The 16505-nt window shown below is 67.3% G+C and carries 14 protein-coding genes; 10 read left to right on the top strand and 4 right to left on the bottom strand.

The window, feature by feature from the left end; translation table 11 throughout:
• Window positions 1-58 precede the first annotated feature (58 nt).
• From mscL to ACSQ3M_RS25965, 3 genes are all read left to right on the top strand, one after another.
• Window positions 59-481 (top strand): large conductance mechanosensitive channel protein MscL, encoded by a 423-nt coding sequence (gene mscL, locus ACSQ3M_RS25975; RefSeq protein WP_436152970.1) that lies wholly within the window; start codon window positions 59-61, stop codon window positions 479-481.
• A gap of 150 nt (window positions 482-631) precedes the next feature.
• Window positions 632-1822, top strand: coding sequence for a pyridoxal phosphate-dependent aminotransferase (locus tag ACSQ3M_RS25970; RefSeq protein ID WP_436152969.1), 1191 nt, complete (start codon window positions 632-634; stop codon window positions 1820-1822).
• 103 nt (window positions 1823-1925) lie between these two features.
• Complete coding sequence (locus ACSQ3M_RS25965) at window positions 1926-2996, top strand: AbrB family transcriptional regulator (RefSeq protein WP_436152968.1); 1071 nt, start codon at window positions 1926-1928, stop codon at window positions 2994-2996.
• Window positions 2997-3035: 39 nt separating this feature from the next.
• Here the strand turns inward: ACSQ3M_RS25965 and ACSQ3M_RS25960 are convergent, their stop codons facing one another.
• The 3 genes from ACSQ3M_RS25960 to ACSQ3M_RS25950 form a co-directional block, all read right to left on the bottom strand.
• The gene (locus tag ACSQ3M_RS25960; protein WP_436152967.1) at window positions 3036-4625 is read right to left on the bottom strand and encodes an ABC transporter substrate-binding protein; all 1590 of its coding nucleotides are present in this window, start codon (window positions 4623-4625) and stop codon (window positions 3036-3038) included.
• Between the two features lie 93 nt (window positions 4626-4718).
• Window positions 4719-5648, bottom strand: coding sequence for an SMP-30/gluconolactonase/LRE family protein (locus ACSQ3M_RS25955; protein ID WP_436152966.1), 930 nt, complete (start codon window positions 5646-5648; stop codon window positions 4719-4721).
• Between the two features lie 205 nt (window positions 5649-5853).
• Entirely contained in the window at window positions 5854-6759 is a 906-nt protein-coding gene (locus tag ACSQ3M_RS25950) for a LysR family transcriptional regulator (protein WP_436152965.1), read from the bottom strand.
• A 161-nt stretch (window positions 6760-6920) separates the two neighbouring features.
• Between ACSQ3M_RS25950 and ACSQ3M_RS25945 the strand changes: the two genes are divergently transcribed.
• The 4 genes from ACSQ3M_RS25945 to glcF are packed head-to-tail and all read left to right on the top strand — an operon-like array spanning window position 6921 to window position 11547.
• Entirely contained in the window at window positions 6921-8357 is a 1437-nt protein-coding gene (locus tag ACSQ3M_RS25945) for an FAD-binding oxidoreductase (RefSeq protein WP_436152964.1), read from the top strand.
• On the top strand, window positions 8354-9541 hold the full coding sequence (locus ACSQ3M_RS25940) for an FAD-binding protein (protein ID WP_436152963.1): 1188 nt from the start codon (window positions 8354-8356) through the stop codon (window positions 9539-9541). The genes ACSQ3M_RS25945 and ACSQ3M_RS25940 overlap by 4 nt, the downstream gene beginning before the upstream one ends.
• Window positions 9541-10176: a DUF2585 domain-containing protein gene (locus tag ACSQ3M_RS25935; RefSeq protein ID WP_436152962.1), complete on the top strand. Its 636-nt coding sequence runs from the start codon at window positions 9541-9543 to the stop codon at window positions 10174-10176. Before ACSQ3M_RS25940 ends, ACSQ3M_RS25935 begins: the two co-directional genes overlap by 1 nt.
• A 3-nt stretch (window positions 10177-10179) precedes the next feature.
• Window positions 10180-11547 (top strand): glycolate oxidase subunit GlcF, encoded by a 1368-nt coding sequence (gene glcF / locus ACSQ3M_RS25930; protein ID WP_436152961.1) that lies wholly within the window; start codon window positions 10180-10182, stop codon window positions 11545-11547.
• 121 nt (window positions 11548-11668) lie between these two features.
• Here the strand turns inward: glcF and ACSQ3M_RS25925 are convergent, their stop codons facing one another.
• The gene (locus ACSQ3M_RS25925) at window positions 11669-12370 is read right to left on the bottom strand and encodes a DUF3053 family protein (RefSeq protein ID WP_436152960.1); all 702 of its coding nucleotides are present in this window, start codon (window positions 12368-12370) and stop codon (window positions 11669-11671) included.
• 147 nt (window positions 12371-12517) lie between these two features.
• Between ACSQ3M_RS25925 and hisS the strand changes: the two genes are divergently transcribed.
• The 3 genes from hisS to hisG all read left to right on the top strand — a co-directional run bounded on the left by hisS (window position 12518) and on the right by hisG (window position 16394).
• The gene (hisS, locus tag ACSQ3M_RS25920) at window positions 12518-14059 is read left to right on the top strand and encodes a histidine--tRNA ligase (protein ID WP_436152959.1); all 1542 of its coding nucleotides are present in this window, start codon (window positions 12518-12520) and stop codon (window positions 14057-14059) included.
• A gap of 245 nt (window positions 14060-14304) precedes the next feature.
• Window positions 14305-15408 carry an ATP phosphoribosyltransferase regulatory subunit gene (locus ACSQ3M_RS25915; protein ID WP_436152958.1) on the top strand — a complete coding sequence of 368 codons (1104 nt, stop codon included), beginning with the start codon at window positions 14305-14307 and terminating at the stop codon, window positions 15406-15408.
• Window positions 15405-16394, top strand: a complete 990-nt coding sequence (hisG, locus tag ACSQ3M_RS25910; protein WP_436152957.1) for an ATP phosphoribosyltransferase — start codon at window positions 15405-15407, stop codon at window positions 16392-16394. Before ACSQ3M_RS25915 ends, hisG begins: the two co-directional genes overlap by 4 nt.
• The last annotated feature ends 111 nt before the right edge of the window (window positions 16395-16505 follow it).

Here is a 16505-nt window from a genome sequence, read left to right as displayed (position 1 = left end):
GGGGCGGCATTGCGTAGCGTGATGCCGAAGACTGGCCAGGCATTCGGAAAGGCGCGCTATGTTCAAGGAATTCAAGGAATTTGCCCTGAAGGGCAATGTCGTCGATCTCGCCATCGGCGTGATCATCGGCGCGGCTTTCGGCAAGATCGTCGAATCGCTGGTCGGTGACATCATCATGCCGATGATCGGCGCGATCGGCAGCGTCGACTTCTCCAATTACTTCATTGGCCTCAACAGCGCTGTCACCTCGCCGGTCCTCGTCGATGCGAAGAAGCAGGGCGCCGTGCTCGCCTATGGCAGCTTCCTCACCATCGCGGTCAACTTCATGATCATCGCCTTCGTGCTGTTCATGGTCGTCAAGGCGATCAACCGGCTGAAGCGCAAGGAGGCCGCTGCTGCTGCTCCGGCTGAGCCGCCGGCCCCGGCGCAGGATGTCGTCCTGCTCGGCGAGATCCGCGACCTGCTGAAGCAGAAGGCCTGACGGCTTTCGCAGGGCGCGCCGAAAGCTGCGCGCCCTGCGATCCATCACCGCGACCGATCGGGTCGATCTCGTCAATTCATGCCGCCGCGGCGCGATCTGCGTTAGATTGGCTTGCATGTTTCTTGCGACAGATCGCCCGAAGGATCGCCTATGAACATGCACGCACCGGCCGGCACCAGCCTGATCGCCGATTTGCGCCCCGAGGCGCGCAATGCGCCCGAGAGCGGCATCGTCGAGGTCGTCAACCACGGCCGGCTCAAGCCCGGGCTGATTCCGCTCTGGGTCGGCGAAGGTGATCTCGCGACGCCCGAGTTCATCGTCCGCGCCGCCAACAAGTCGCTGGCCGATGGCGAGACCTTCTACACTTGGCAGCGCGGTATTCCGGAGCTGCGCGAGGCGCTGGCGCGCTATCACACCGCGCTCTATGGCCGCCCCTTCGCCATGGACCGCTTCTACGTCACCGGCTCCGGCATGCAGTCCGTTCAGATCGCGGTCCGGCTGATCGCCGGCATCGGCGACGAGCTGATCATCCCGACCCCGGCCTGGCCGAATTTCGCCGCCGCCATGGGCATCGCCGGCGCCAATCCGGTCTGCGTGCCGATGGAGTTCAAGGATGGGCGCTTCACGCTCGACCTTGAGAAGCTGGAAGCGGCGATCTCGCCGCGCACCCGCGCCTTCGTCATCAACTCGCCGGCCAACCCGACCGGCTGGACCGCGACGCGCGATGAGCTCGCTGCGATCCTCGCCATCGCCCGCAAATACGGCATCTGGATCATCGCCGACGAGATCTATGCCCGCTTCGTCTATGACGGCTCAGCCCGCGCCGCCTCCTTCCACGACGTGATGGAGCAGGAGGACCGCGTCCTCTTCGTGCAGACCTTCTCGAAGAACTGGGCGATGACCGGCTGGCGCGTCGGCTGGATCGAGGTGCCGCCGGCCTTCGGCCAGATCGTCGAGAACCTGATCCAGTACTCGACCTCCGGCTCGCCGGTCTTCGTCCAGCGCGCGGCGATCGCGGCACTGGAGGAGGGCGAGCCCTTCGTCGCCGAGCAGATCGCGCGCGCCACCGAAGGCCGCCGCATCATCGCCGAGGGGCTGAAGGCGACGAACCGCGTGACGCTGCAGGCCCCGGACGGCGCCTTCTACCAGTTCTTCGCCGTCGACGGCCGCACCGATTCGCGCGCGCTGGCGCTCGAACTGGTCGACACGGCCAATGTCGGCCTGGCGCCCGGAACCGCCTTCGGCCCGGGCGGCGAGATGGGCCTTCGGCTCTGCTTTGCCCGCAAGGCTTCGGATCTCGTCGAGACGGTGGCGCGGCTGCAGAAGGCCCTGGCCGGCTGACATCGCCTGCGGTCATGCCCCGCTTGCGCTCCCGGCGTTTGACCTGAGGACTGGCGGCCGTCATTGATGCGGCGCTGCGCCCCGACGGCGCATCGCGAGCATCATGCCTGTCCCGAGCTACGTCCCCTACCATCTGCGCACCTTGTCGCGTGAAGCGGCGGTGATCGCTTGCGCGGCGATCGGCGGCACGATCTTCGCCTTGCTCGATGTCCCGGCGGCCTGGCTCTCGGGCTCGATGCTGCTCGTCTCCATTCTCGGTATCACCCGGCCGCTGCCCGATCTGCGCCGCCCCTGGTTCGATTCGACCATGGTGATGTCCGGCGCGCTGATCGGCTCGGCCGCGACGCCCGAGGCGCTCGCCGCGACGGCGCGCTATCCCGGTTCGCTGCTCGTGCTCGTCGTCGGCCTCGTCGCGATCATGCTGGCGACCGGCGCCTATCTGCGCTTCGTCGCGCGCTGGAGCTGGATCGACTCGTTGCTGGCGGCCGCGCCCGGGGCGCTCTCGGCCGTGATCTCGGTGGCGCAGGACAAGGGCGCCAATATCGGCCGCATCGCCGCGATCCAGCTCTTCCGTATCCTCGTCCTGGTCGCGGTCCTGCCCAGCATCATGAAGCTGAGCAGCGACGGCCCGCTCGCCTTGCCGCCGCCAGTTGTGATCGCGAGCGTCAGCGACATGGCGCTGCTGCTCGGCAGCGGGCTGGTCACCGGGCTGATCTTCGAGAAGATCGGCGTCACGGCCCCCTTCATCCTCGGCGCGACCCTGGCGAGCGCCGTACTGCACGGCACCGGCCTCGTCCACGGCACCATGCCGCCGGAGATCGCGATCGCGGTGATGGTCATGCTCGGCGCCGCCATGGGCGGACGCGTCTCGAACCTGAAGCGCAACGAGATCGCCGCGCTTTTCCCGCTCGCGATCGGCGGCTTCGTCGTCTCGATGGTCGTCGCCTTCGCCTTTGCCTGGCCGGCGGCCTGGCTCGCCGGCGTGCCTTATGCCAGCGCCATGGCGGCCTTCGCGCCGGGCGGGCTCGAGGCCATGGCGATGCTCGCCTTCGCCATGGGGCTCGACCCGCTCTATGTCGGCGCGCACCATCTGGTGCGCTTCATGCTGCTCGGGTTCGCCATGCCCTTTCTCGTCGGGCGGCTGAAGTCCGAAAAGCCGCCCGCGCCGCAGTAACAGTCCCGGGGCCTGCCATGGCCGGCCCCGGGGCTAGGATCAGTCCAGGCCGATCGTGGTCAGGTCCTGGAACCAGTGCTGGGCCAGCACGAACTTTTTGATCTTCGGCGAAAGCACATGCGGGTTGGTGTCGTGCACCACCCACACCAGAACCGCGTCGTCGACGATCTGCGCATGCGCCTTGGCCAGCAGCTCGTCCTGCCGGGCGACGTCGAAGGTCTTCATAGCCTCGTCGAGAAGCCCGTCGACCGCGGGGCTTGCGTAGACGCCCCAGTTCACGCCGACCGGAGCGGCCTGGTTCGAGTGGAAGAACCGGATGATCGCATAGAGCGGATCAGAGGTGACATAGGCGATGTTGTTGGAGCTGATGCCGGCGTTGATCTCGTCCTTCGCGCCCTTGCGCCAGTGGGTGTAGAGCAGTTCGAGCTCGACCACCTTGAAGTCGATCTCGATACCGACCTCTTTCAGGTTCTGCTGGATGAACTCGTTCATTGGCAGCGACAGCATCTGGCCGGTGCCGCCCTGCGCGATCACAAAGGTCGCCTTCAGCGGTTTGGCGGGCGAATAGCCGGCCTCCGCCAGCAGCTTCTTCGCAGCTTCCGGATCGTACCTGATTTCGAAGCCGGGCTTGCCGAACCACGGGCTCGCCGGATCGACCTGGCCGACGGCAGGCTTGGCGAGGCCGTTCATCAGCTCGACCACGCCCTTGCGGTCGATCGCCAGGTTCATCGCCTTGCGCAGGCGAACATCGGTCCAGGGCGAGCCGGGAAGCACGCTGAGATGATAGTTCCAGACATGCGGCGTGACGTTCTCGACGATGCGCATGCCGGCCCGCTTGAGCTGCGGCACAGTGTCGGGAGCCGGCGTCTCGATCAGGTCGACCTGGCCGGCGATCAGCGCATTGGTCCGCGCCAGCACCTCCGGCATCGGCACGAGCACCAGCTTGTCGACCTTGGCCAGCCGGTTCTTGTTCCAGTAATCCGCGTTCTTGCTGAGTTCGGCGAGTTCGCGCGGCACCAGCCTGGTCAGTCTGAACGGGCCGGTGCCGGAGGGCTCGCGGGCGAACTTGTCCCAGTCGCGGCCGAGCTTCTCGTATTGCGTCGGGCTCGACACCAGGAACCAGAGCATCTGGTAGGGGAAAAAGGAGTCGACCGCTTTGGTCGTGATCTCGACCGTCTTCGTATCGACCTTGCGCCAGCTCGCGACCGAGGGCAGGCGGGGCTTGACCTGCGCCGCCTGGCGCCGGTCGTAGTGCGCCGCCTTCTCGTCGAGCACCTTGTCCAGATTCCAGACCACGGCGTCGGCGTCGAAGGCGCTGCCATCATGGAACCTCACGCCCTCGCGCAGCGTGAACAGCCACTTCTTCGGATCGGCAGGATCGACCCTCCAGCCCGTGGAGAGCCCCGGAACCAGCTTGCCGGGCCGGTCGCCGATATCCATCTCCCAGGCGACCAGCGGGTCGTAGAGCGTATAGCCCGTGAATTTATAGGCGCCCGCGCCGCGATCTGGCTGGCCAGAGGTCAGCGGTATGTCCGCCATCGAGATGCCATAGCGGACGACCGTCTCGGCCAACGCCGGACTGGTCAGGAAAAAGGCGATGAGGGCGGACCCCGCCAAGCGTTTGAGCATTGCGCGCACCAGTGTGAGGAATGGTGCGGGCACTTCGGCAAAAGTCGTGCCATCCGGAACCTTCGGCTGGGCGGCTTACACCCTCGTCAGCGCTCAGTCCGCGCCGTTGGTGTGCGTCATCAGCGCATAGAGTGAGGTCGTGCCGCAGATGAATAGCCGGTTCCGCTTCGGCCCGCCGAAGCAGAGATTGGCGACGACCTCGGGCACCAGCACCTTGCCGATCAGCGTGCCGTCCGGGTCGTAGACATGGACGCCGTCGGCGGCGCTGCTCCAGAGCCGGCCGGCGACGTCGAAGCGGAAGCCGTCGAACAGCCCGCTGGTGCAGGTAGCGAAGACCGAGGAGGCGCCGAGTGTCTTGCCGTCGCCGGTCACCGCGACCTTGCGGATATGGCGCGGCCCGTTCTGCGGATCATGGCTCGCGCCGGTGTCGGCGATGTAGAGCGCACTCTCATCGGGCGAGAAGGCAAGGCCGTTCGGCTTGACGAAATCACCGGCGGCGATGCTCACCTCACCGCTTTGCGGATCGATGCGGTAGACATTGCAGCGCCCGATCTCGCTATCGGCCTTGTCGCCCTCATAGTCGGTCAGGATGCCGTAGTCGGGGTCGGTGAACCAGATCGAGCCGTCCGACTTCACCACGACGTCGTTCGGCGAGTTCAGCCGCTTGCCCTGGTAGTGGCTCGCCAGCACGGTGACGGAGCCGTCATGCTCGGTCCGCGTCACCTGGCGCCCGCCATGCTCGCAGGTCACGAGCCGACCCTGCCTATCGACGGTGTTGCCGTTCGAATTGCGCGCCGGCTGGCGGAAGACGCCGACCTGGCCGGTGAGCGCGTCGAAGCGCAGCATCCGGTCGTTGGGGATGTCGGACCAGACCAGCGTCTGATGCGCCGGGAACCAGGCCGGCCCTTCCGACCAGCGCGCCCCGGTCCAGAGCCGCTCCATCCGGGCCGAGCCGGGCACGATCCGATGGAAGCGCGGGTCGAGTACCTCGACGCGAAAACCCTCGATGAAACCGAATGTCATGCCTGTCCTCCGTGGTTGGGAGGGAGGATCGGCGATTGGAAAGGCAGAGGCAATCGCGTGAGACACAAGGGGAGCATGTCCGGGCGTCATTCTCGGGCGGAGCGAAGCGCAGACCCGAGAATCTCGTGACGAGAAGGCGCCGATCGGGCCTCTTCCGGCCTGAGATGCTCGGGTCTTCGCCCGAGCATGACACCAACTTTAAACTCTACAGCACCAACCCCTCGTCCCAATACGGCGTCGCCCCATACAACTCCGCCAGATAATCTACGAAGGCGCGTACCTTCTGCTCCATGTGCCGGCGGCTCGGATAGACCGCATAGACCGCGACGCGCTTGCCGACCGAATAGTCCGGCAGCACCCTGACGAGCGCTCCTGATTTCAGCTCCGGCCCGACATCCCAGGTCGAGCGCAACGCGATGCCGACACCGGCGAGCAGCGCCTCGCGGACCACCTCGCTCGAATTGGTCCGCAGCGGCCCGTTGATCCGGACCGAAACCTGACCTTCCGGCCCGTCGAGGCGCCACTGGTCGGCATTGTGAGCGACAAGCGTATGGCGCGACAGGTCCTCGATGGTCTCAGGGGTGCCATTGGCCGCGAGGTAGCCGGGTGTCGCGCAGAGGACGCGATGGTTCGGCGCCAGCCGCTTCGCGACCAGACTGGAATCGCGCAGGTCGGCGATCCGTATCGCCAGATCGAATCCCTCCGCGATGATGTCGACGAAGGCATCGCTCAGGATCAGCTCGACATTCACCGCCGGGTTGGCGTCGAGGAAGGGTTTCAGATGCGGTGCGACATGCATCCGCCCGAATGAGGTCGGGGCCGAGACGCGCAAGGTGCCGCGCGCCTGGCCGGCGCCGCTGGCGACCCAGGCCTCGGCTTCCTCGATCGAGCCGAGGATCGAGACGACCCGCTCATAGAATCCCTGGCCGGCCTCGGTCAGCGAAAGCTGGCGCGTGGTGCGCTGGAGCAGGCGCACGCCGAGCCGGTCTTCCAGGCGGCGGATACGCTTGGAGATGACGGCCGGTGAGAGGTTGAGCTCGCGGGCGGCGGCAGACATGCTCCTAGCCGTGACGACATGGGCGAAGACGTCGAGGTCGCCAAACCGATCCATGCGCCCACCATCTTTTCCGTTTTGGAAATAATCATGCACGTTACTCGCGCTGCGCCGCATGTGGAAGTATTCTAGAGTCGCATCGGACTCGTTCGGTGCGTGTGCGCAATGACGGCGCCTGGTGGCTCCGAAGGCGAGGGAAGGCGAGTGGAGGATTTGCTATGAGTGCGATCGCCTTTCCGGTCCCCGATGCCGGCATCCTCGCCCGCCGCGACGCCATCATCGCCGGCCTCGCCGGGCTGGTCGCACCCGATGCGCTGATCACCTCGGAAGACGAACGGCGGCCCTATGAGACCGATGCGCTGACTGCCTATCGCCGCATGCCGCTCGCCGTCGTGCTGCCCTCGACCACGCAGGAGGTCGCGGCCGTGCTGCGCTATTGCGGCGAGCAGGGCGTGCCGGTGGTGCCGCGCGGCGCCGGCACCTCGCTCGCCGGCGGCGCGATCCCGCAGGAGGACGCCGTGGTGATCGGCGTCTCCAAGATGAACCGCATCCTCGAGATCGACTACGCCAACCGCACCGCCAGGGTTGAAGCCGGCGTCACCAACCTCGCCGTCACCGGCGCCGTCTCGGCCGACGGCTTCTTCTACGCGCCCGACCCGTCCTCGCAGCTCGCCTGCTCGATCGGCGGCAATATCGGCATGAACTCCGGCGGCGCGCATTGCCTGAAATACGGCGTCACCACCAACAATGTGCTCGGCGTCACCCTGGTCATGCTCGACGGCAGCATCGTCGAGATCGGCGGCGGCCATCTCGATGCGCCGGGTTACGATCTGCTCGGCCTGATCGTCGGCTCGGAGGGGCAGCTCGGCATCGTCACCGAAGCGACGGTGCGCATCCTGCGCCAGGCCGAGGGCGCACGCCCGGTCCTGTTCGGCTTCCCGACCAGCGTCGAGGCCGGCGCTGCCGTCGCCGCGATCATCGGCGCCGGCATCATCCCGGTGGCGATGGAGTTCATGGACAAGCCGGCGATCGAGATCTGCGAGGCGTTCGCCCATGCCGGCTACCCGATGGATTGCGGCGCGCTGCTGATCATCGAGGTCGAGGGTTCGGAGGCCGAGATGGACGCCCAGCTCGCCCGCATCGTCGCGATCGCCAGGGAGCATGGCGTCGGCACGGTCAAGGAGAGCAAGTCGGCGATGGAGACGGCGGCGATCTGGAAGGGCCGCAAATCCGCCTTCGGCGCGACCGGCCGCATCGCCGACTATATCTGCATGGACGGCACCATCCCGACCGGGCAACTGCCCTTCGTGCTCGAGCGCATGGACGAGATCATCAAGGGCTATGGCCTGCGTGTCGCCAATGTCTTCCATGCCGGCGACGGCAATCTCCACCCGCTGATCCTCTACAACTGCAACGATCCGGTCGAGGCGCAGAAGGCCGAGGATGCCGGCAACGATATCCTCAAGCTCTGCGTCGAGGTCGGCGGCTGCCTGACCGGCGAGCATGGCGTCGGCATCGAGAAGCGCGACCTGATGACCGTCCAGTTCAACGAGGCCGACCTGCACCAGCAGCAGCGGGTGAGGGCGGTGTTCGATCCGCGCTGGCTGATGAATCCGGCCAAGGTGTTTCCGCTCGAAGGCCGGGTCGCCGCTTGATGCTCCACACTCCCACCACAGAGGCGCAGGCCTGCGCCGTCGTCGCCTCAATCGTCGAGGCGCGCGTTCCGCTCGCCATTCGCGGCGGCGGCACGCGCACCGGCCTCGGCCGACCGGACAATGCCGTCAGCACCATCTCCAGCTCCGGGCTCAACGGCATCACGCTCTACGAGCCGGCCGAAATGGTGATCGGCGCCAAAGCCGGCACGCCGCTGAAATTGATCGAGGAGACGCTGGCCGCGCGCGGCCAGATGCTGCCCTTCGAGCCGATGGATCATCGCGCTCTGCTCGGGACGGAGGGCGAGCCGACGATTGGCGCCATCGCGGCCGGTAACATCTCCGGCCCGCGCCGGATCAATGCCGGCGCCGCCCGCGATTCACTGATCGGCATCAAGCTGATCAATGGCCGCGGCGAGCTGGTGAAGTCGGGCGGACGGGTGATGAAAAACGTCACCGGTCTCGACCTGGTGAAGCTCGTCGCCGGCAGCTTCGGCACGCTCGGCTTCCTGACCGAGGTGACCTTCCGCGTCCTGCCGCGGCCGGAGCGCGTCGCAACATTGATCTGGGAGGGCCTCTCGGACGAGGCGGCGGTGGCGCTGCTCTCAGGTGCGCTCGGCTCGCCCTTCGAGCCCATGGCCGCGGCGCATCTGCCGGCCGGGATAGGCGCTGAGGAGCCGCGTACCCTGCTCAGGCTGGAGAATGTCTCGGCCTCGATCAGCTATCGTGCCGCCGAGCTCGCCCGCCTGCTGAAGGCCCATGGCCGGCCCGGGCTGGTCGAAGGCCGCGCTTCGGAGGCGCTCTGGCGCGAGGTGCGCGATGCCTCCTTCTTCGCCGGTACGCAGGAGGCCGTCTGGCGGCTCTCGCTCGCGCCGACCAATGGGCCGAGAGCGACCGCCGCGATCGCGCGCACGGTGCCGGGCGCCCACTGGTTCTACGATTGGGGCGGCGGTCTCATCTGGCTTGCCGTGCCGGCGGACGGTGATGCCGGTGCTGCCGCGATCCGCGCTGCGCTGAAGCCGCTCGGCGGCCATGCCACTTTGGTGCGGGCGCCCGATGCGGTGCGGGCGGTGGTTCCCGTCTTCGAGCCGCTCTCCGAGCCGCTGATGCGGGTGACGGCCGGTATCAAGAAAAGCTTCGACCCGGAGGGCGTGTTCGAGCCCGGCCGAATGTATGCGGGGATCTGATGGCGTTCGCTGAACCGCTTTCCTCCGGCGCGCCCTCGGCGCGCGCGAACTGGGCGCCCGGTCGCCTTAGCCCCGTCACCATCGCCGTGCTGGCGGTGCTGCTGACGGCCGGCGCCGCCGCGATCCTGCTCTGGATGGGCCGCGAGCCGATCTGCAAATGCGGGACGATCAAGCTCTGGCAGGGCACGGTGATGTCCTCCGAGAACTCCCAGCACATTGCCGACTGGTACACCTTCTCGCACATCATCCACGGTTTCCTGTTCTACGGCCTGTTCTGGCTGATCCGGCGCGTCACCGGCCTGCCGATCTCCGTCGGCCTCGCGCTGCTGCTCGCCATCGTGCTGGAAAGCGCCTGGGAGATCACCGAGAACACTGACGCGGTGATCAATCACTACCGCACGGCCACGATCTCGCTCGACTATTACGGCGACAGCGTCCTGAACTCGGTCAGCGACATCCTCGCCATGGCCCTGGGCTTCCTGTTCGCCCGGTTTGCGCCGGTCTGGATCACGGTGGCGGGCGCGCTGGCGATGGAGCTGTTCGTCGGCTGGCTGATCCGCGACAATCTCACCCTCAACGTCATCATGCTGCTCTGGCCGATGGACTGGATCAAAGCCTGGCAGGGCGGAGCCTGAGCGATGCAGACCAATTTCACGCCCGAACTCCTCGCCTCCGACCCGCGCCTGCCGGTCTCCGAGAAGATCCTGCGCACCTGCGTGCATTGCGGCTTCTGCACCGCGACCTGCCCGACCTATCTCTTGCTCGGCGACGAGCTCGATTCCCCACGCGGGCGCATCTACCAGATCAAGGACATGCTCGAGAGCGGCCGGCCGGCGAGCCCCGACGTGGTCAAGCATGTCGACCGCTGCCTCTCCTGCCTGTCCTGCATGACGACCTGCCCCTCAGGCGTGCACTACATGCACCTGGTCGACCATGCCCGCGCCTATATCGAAGAGACCTATGAGCGGCCCGTCGCCGACCGGACGCTGCGGGCCATTCTCTCGGCGATCCTGCCCTATCCAGGCCGCTTCCGCCTCGCCATGCTGGCGGCGCGCCTCGGCAAGCCGCTGGCCGGGGCACTCGGCCTGCTGCCCGTCATCGGCGCGCGGCTGAAGGCGATGCTGGCGCTGGCGCCCTGGAGCCTGCCCGACCGCTCGGCGATGGAGGGACCAGCGTCCTTCCCGGCCGAAGGCGAACGGCGCAAGCGCGTCGCCATGCTCTCGGGCTGCGCCCAGCCGGTGCTCGATCCCGGCATCAACGAAGCGACGATCCGCCTGCTCACCCGCCACGGCGTCGAGGTGGTACTGCCCAAGGGCGAAGGCTGCTGCGGCGCGCTCGTCCACCATATGGGCCGCGAGCATGACGCGCTCGCCTTCGCCCGCGCCAATATCGACGCCTGGATGGCCGAGGTCGAAGGCGAGGGGCTGGACGCGATCCTGATCACGGCGTCGGGCTGCGGCACCACGATCAAGGATTACGGCTTCATGCTCCGCGACGACGAGGCCTACGCCGCGAAGGCGGCGAAGGTCTCCGCATTCGCCAAGGACGTGACCGAATTCGTCGAGACGCTGGAGATCGCGCCAGTCCGCAGCTTCGACCTCACCGTCGCCTATCACTCGGCCTGCTCCATGCAGCATGGCCAGCAGCTCAAGGACGGGCCGAAGCGCCTGCTGACGCGTGCCGGCTTTCGCGTGAAAGAGGTGCCGGAAGGCCACATCTGCTGCGGCTCGGCCGGCGTCTACAACATCCTCCAGCCGGAGATCGCCGGGCAATTGCGCGAGCGCAAGGTCGGCAACATCCAGCGCACGAAGCCGGACCTCGTCGCCACCGGCAATATCGGTTGCATCACCCAGATCGCGAAGGGCTTCGCCGACCGCGGCGCGACGACGCCGATCCTGCACACCGCCGAATTGCTCGATTGGGCGACCGGCGGACCGTTGCCTGCGAGGCTGGCGAAGGCGGGGATCGGGGAGGCGGTTCCGGCCGGAGTCGTCGCGGCGGAATGACCATGCGCGTCATGCTCGGGCTTGCCCCGAGCATCTCAGGCCGGAAGAGGCTCCAGTCGGCGCCTGCTGGTCCTGAGATTCTCGGGTCTGCGCTTCGCTGCGCCCGAGAATGACGCTGCCGTCAATTCCCGTAGACCATCTGCCTGACTCTCTGCTGCGCCGCGGTCATCGCCGATTGCTTGGTGTTCATCGCGGTGATCGCCGCCTGCACCCTGTTGCGCAGCGCCGTGTTGCGTATGTCGACCTGCGAGCCGCTCACCCGGATCGCCGCCTTGTTGGCCTCGATCAGTTCGGCCAACGCCAGGATCGCGGCGAAGGTCTCATCCGTCACCGGGAAGACCTCGCGGACTGTCGCCGCAGGCTCCGTCACCAGCTTCTGGTAGGCGCTCGCATAGACCTTGGCGAGATCCTCCGGCTGCTTGAGCGCGGCGCGCTCGCTATCAGCGGCGGCGAGCGCGGCGTCTAACGCCTGGCGCATCTGGCTGAAGCCTGCGCGAACCGCAGCGATCTCGCTCTTGCGCGCGACGATGTCCTCGATCGAGCGCGGCGCGGCCTTGGCGGTCGCCTCCTGCATCGGCTTGCCCACCGTCGTGTTCATCCGTTCGTGGAAGCGCAGGATCACGGCATAGTGGCCGGCATAGTCGCCGAAGGATTTCTGCTTCTCGGCATCGGGCCGCGGCAGCCGCACACCCTGGCGCGCCAGGATGTCCGTCTGCAGGAAGCCGATGAAGGCCTTGCGCTGATCCGGCTCGCTCGGCCCGCAGGCGGCGAGCAGCAACGTCGCGAACAGGCAGGCCAGCAGGCTACGTAGTCCGACCCGCATCATCCATCCCTTGCGCCGCGGCCGGAGACTAGTGCGCGATTGTGGCCGCGGCTAGCCGGATTGCGGCCACTGCGCTTGCTCCTCGCGCCGCAGCGGGCTAACCCGCCTCCAGACACGATCATATCTCAACTCGAGTTTAAAAATCCCATGTCCGCCCCTGCCAAGCTGAAGGCCCGCCAGCCGCGTGGTTTCGTCGACCGCGGCCCGGCCGATGTCGCCGCCACCGAGCGCATGCTCGGCGTGATCCGCGAGAGCTTCTCGCTCTACGGCTTCGATCCGGTCGAGACGCCTTTCGTCGAATACACCGACGCGCTCGGCAAGTTCCTGCCGGACCAGGACCGGCCGAATGAGGGCGTCTTCTCCTTCCAGGACGATGACGAGCAGTGGCTCTCGCTGCGCTATGATCTGACGGCGCCGCTCGCCCGCTATGTCGCCGAGAATTTCGATGCGCTGCCGAAGCCTTATCGCAGCTATCGCGCCGGCTACGTCTTCCGCAACGAGAAGCCGGGCCCGGGGCGCTTCCGCCAGTTCATGCAGTTCGACGCCGATATCGTCGGCTCTGGCTCGGTCGCCGCCGATGCCGAGATCTGCATGCTTGCCGCCGACACGATGGAGAAGCTCGGCATCAAGCGCGGCGACTATGTCGTCAAGGTCAACAACCGCAAGGTGCTCGACGGCGTGATGGAGGCGATCGGCCTCGGCGGTGAGGAGAATGCCGGCCGCCGGCTGACGGTGCTTCGGGCGATCGACAAGCTCGACAAGTTCGGGCCGGAGGGCGTGCGGCTCCTGCTCGGCGAGGGGCGCAAGGACGAGAGCGGGGATTTCACCAAGGGCGCGGGGCTCGAGTCCTTGCAGTCCGATTATATTCTAGCTGTTGTCCAACATGAGCCGGGCATCGCAGTTGCCGGTAATGAAGCGGGGCAGGCTCGGGAGTGGAGCGCCAATATTAAGCGCAACGCGCTGACCGAAGAGGGTTTTGGCGAACTCGATGAAATTCAGAAGCTTGTTCGCGCCGGCGGTTATGGGGCAGATCGGATCAAGATCGACCCCTCCGTCGTCCGCGGCCTCGAATACTATACCGGCCCGGTCTACGAGGTGGAGCTGACCTTCCCGGTCACCAATGAGGACGGCCAGGTCGTGCGCTTCGGCTCGGTTGCCGGCGGCGGGCGCTACGATGGCTTGGTCGGTCGCTTCCGGCCCGAGCCCGTGCCGGCGACCGGCTTCTCGATCGGCGTCTCCAGGCTCTATTCGGCGCTGAAGGCGGTGAAATCGCCGATCGTCGATCAGAAGAACGAATTGCCGCTCGTCGTCGTCACCGCGATGGACAACAAGTCGCCGGAGTTTATGCCGGGCTATCAGGCTTTCGTCGCGCAGCTCCGGCAGGCGACGGCCGAGGACGGCAAACCGCTCTGCCGCGCCGATCTCTATCTTGGCTCGTCCGGCTTCAACGCCCAGATGAAATATGCCGATCGCCGCGGCGCTACCTGCGCCGTGATCCAAGGCTCGTCGGAGCGCGAGGCCGGCACAGTCGTGATCAAGGACCTGATCCTCGGCGCCGAGCTCGCCGCCGCGGGCCGCGACGTCAAGGACTCCGCCGAGCACAAGGAGCGGCAGGCGCAGGCGCAGTTCTCGGTGCCGGCCGGCGAGCTGGTCGAGGGTGTGAAGAGGGTGCTGGCGCGACACGCCTAAGGCGCGGGGAACCCTTCTCCCGGATGGGAGAAGGGCAGGGATGAGGGCCTGCCGTCGCAAGCTGAAGCACCGGCGGTCCCTCATCCGGCCCTCCGGGCCACCTTCTCCCATCCGGGAGAAGGGAAGAAGGCGTCGCGGTCCCGGCGCCCTTCACGATTCCCGCTAACCCAATTCCCTAAAAACCATCGAAAATCGTAGCGGGTCCTGCTAGGACGGCGCCGCAACAGGGTGTCCAAGTGCCGGCCATGCGCTCAAAGCTCGAGACCGTGATCGCGCCGTTCGAGCGCGAGGGCTACCGGCGTGCCGAACCGGCGATCCTGCAGCCGGTCGAGCCCTTCCTCGATCTCTCGGGCGAGGACATCCGCCGCCGCATCTTCCTGACCCAGGACGATGACGGGCGCGAATGGTGCCTGCGGCCCGAATACACCATCCCTGTCGCGCTGGCCCATATCGCCGCCCATGCCACCGAGCCAGCGTCCTATGCCTATGCCGGCCCGGTCTTCCGCATGCGCGTCGGCGAGCCCAACGAGTTCGCGCAGGCGGGCCTGGAATCCTTCGGCCGGACCGATTTCGCCGCCGCCGATGCCGAGATCATGGCGCTCACCGTCGAATCTGCCGCGTCGCTCGGCCTGAGCCGGCCGCGCCTGCTGATGGGCGATGTCGCGCTCTTGACCGGGCTGCTCGACCGGCTCGGCGTGCCGCAGGCGGCCCGCCGCCGGCTGATGCGTGCGGTTGCGCAAGGCAAGGGCGCCGATGCGGTCGCCGCGCTCGAACCGCCGGTCAATGAGGTCGAGCACGCCCATGCCGGACTGCTCAAGGCGCTCGAAGGCCAGGATCCAAAGGCGGCGCGCGCCTTCGTCGAGGACGTGCTCTCGATCGCCGGCATCTCGACCGTCGGCGGCCGCTCGGCCGGCGACATCGCCGAGCGCTTCCTGGCGCGGGCGGCCGAGCGCGACAATCCGGTCAATGCCGAGGCGAGCGGCCTGATCGCGCATGCGCTGGCGATCGGCGGCGACCCCGACGGCGCTTCCGCAGCCTGGCGCAAGCTCGCCGGCGAGTCCGGGCTCGACCTTGCCGCCGCACTCGACGCCTTCGACGAGCGCACCGGCTTCCTTGCCGCGCGCGGCGTCGACGTCGCCAACATCTCCTTCTCGGCCGGCTTCGCCCGCAATCTCGACTACTACACCGGCTTCATCTTCGAGCTGCACGACCCGGCCCGGCCGGACCTGAAGCCGATCGCCGGCGGCGGCCGTTATGATGGCGTGCTCCAGCGCCTCGGCGCGCCGGCGCCGGTGCCGGCGGTGGGCGCCTCGCTCTGGCTCGACCGCCTCGCGGGAGGCAAGGCATGAGCGGGGCAGTGACAAACGAACAACCGCTGGTCCTAGCCGTACCCTCCAAGGGCAGGCTCCAGGAGAACGCCACCGCCTTCTTCGGCCGCGCTGGCCTGTCTTTCGTGCAGGCGCGCGGACAGCGTGAATATCGCGGGCAGATCGCCGGGCTCGGCGGTGCCGAGGTCGCCTATCTCTCGGCCTCCGAGATCGTCGCCCAGCTTTCCTCCGGCGCCGCCCATCTCGGCATCACCGGCGAGGATCTGGTGCGCGAGCAGGTCGCCGATGCCGATGCGAGCATGGTGATGCTGGCGCCGCTCGGCTTCGGCCAGGCCAATGTCGTCGTCGCCGTGCCGCAGGCCTGGATCGACGTCCGCACCATGGCCGATCTCGACGATGTCGCGGCGAGCATGCGCGCCCGCAACGGCCGCAAGCTGCGCGTCGCCACAAAATACGTGAACCTGACCCGGCGCTTCTTCGCCAATCACGGCCTCGCCGATTACCGTATCGTCGAGAGCCTGGGCGCGACCGAAGGTGCGCCGGCTGCCGGCACCGCCGAGATCGTCGTCGATATCACCACCACCGGCGCGACGCTCTCTGCGAATGCGCTGAAGGTGCTCGATGACGGCGTGATCCTGGCGTCCGAGGCCAATCTCGTCGCCTCGGTGCGCGCGCCCTGGAGCAAGCAGGCGCGGGATGCCGCCGCCGCCATCCTGTCGCGTATCGCGGCCGAGGAGGAGGCGCGTTCGCTGCGCGAGGTCCGTGCCGTGCTCAATGCCGTTTCGCCGCAGCGGCTCGGCGAGATCGCGCATCGGCTCGGCGCGCGCCTGCCCTTCGGCGCGGCCGGCAGCGCCGGCGTCGTCACGCTGCATTGTCCGCGCAAGGCGGTGTTCCCGCTGGTCGAGGAATTGAGCAAGGCCGGTGCCGACGACATCACCGTGCGGACGCTCGATTATGTCTTCCGCCGCTCCAATCCCTTGATCGAACGGCTGCTGGCGCGGATCTGACGCGCCGGATTCCCGACGCAATGTCCGGGTAATTCGCTTGGGCGAAGCGATTTCGGTGCAAGTCGTACCAAAAGCGGTGCGATCGAGACTTGCGCTCGCCACCGCGATCGG

Source organism: Allobosea sp. LjRoot90 (genome assembly GCF_964254315.1).
Taxonomy (GTDB): domain Bacteria; phylum Pseudomonadota; class Alphaproteobacteria; order Rhizobiales; family Beijerinckiaceae; genus Allobosea.
Note: the sequence above shows the minus strand (reverse complement) of the source record. Positions and strands in the feature narration are given on the sequence as shown.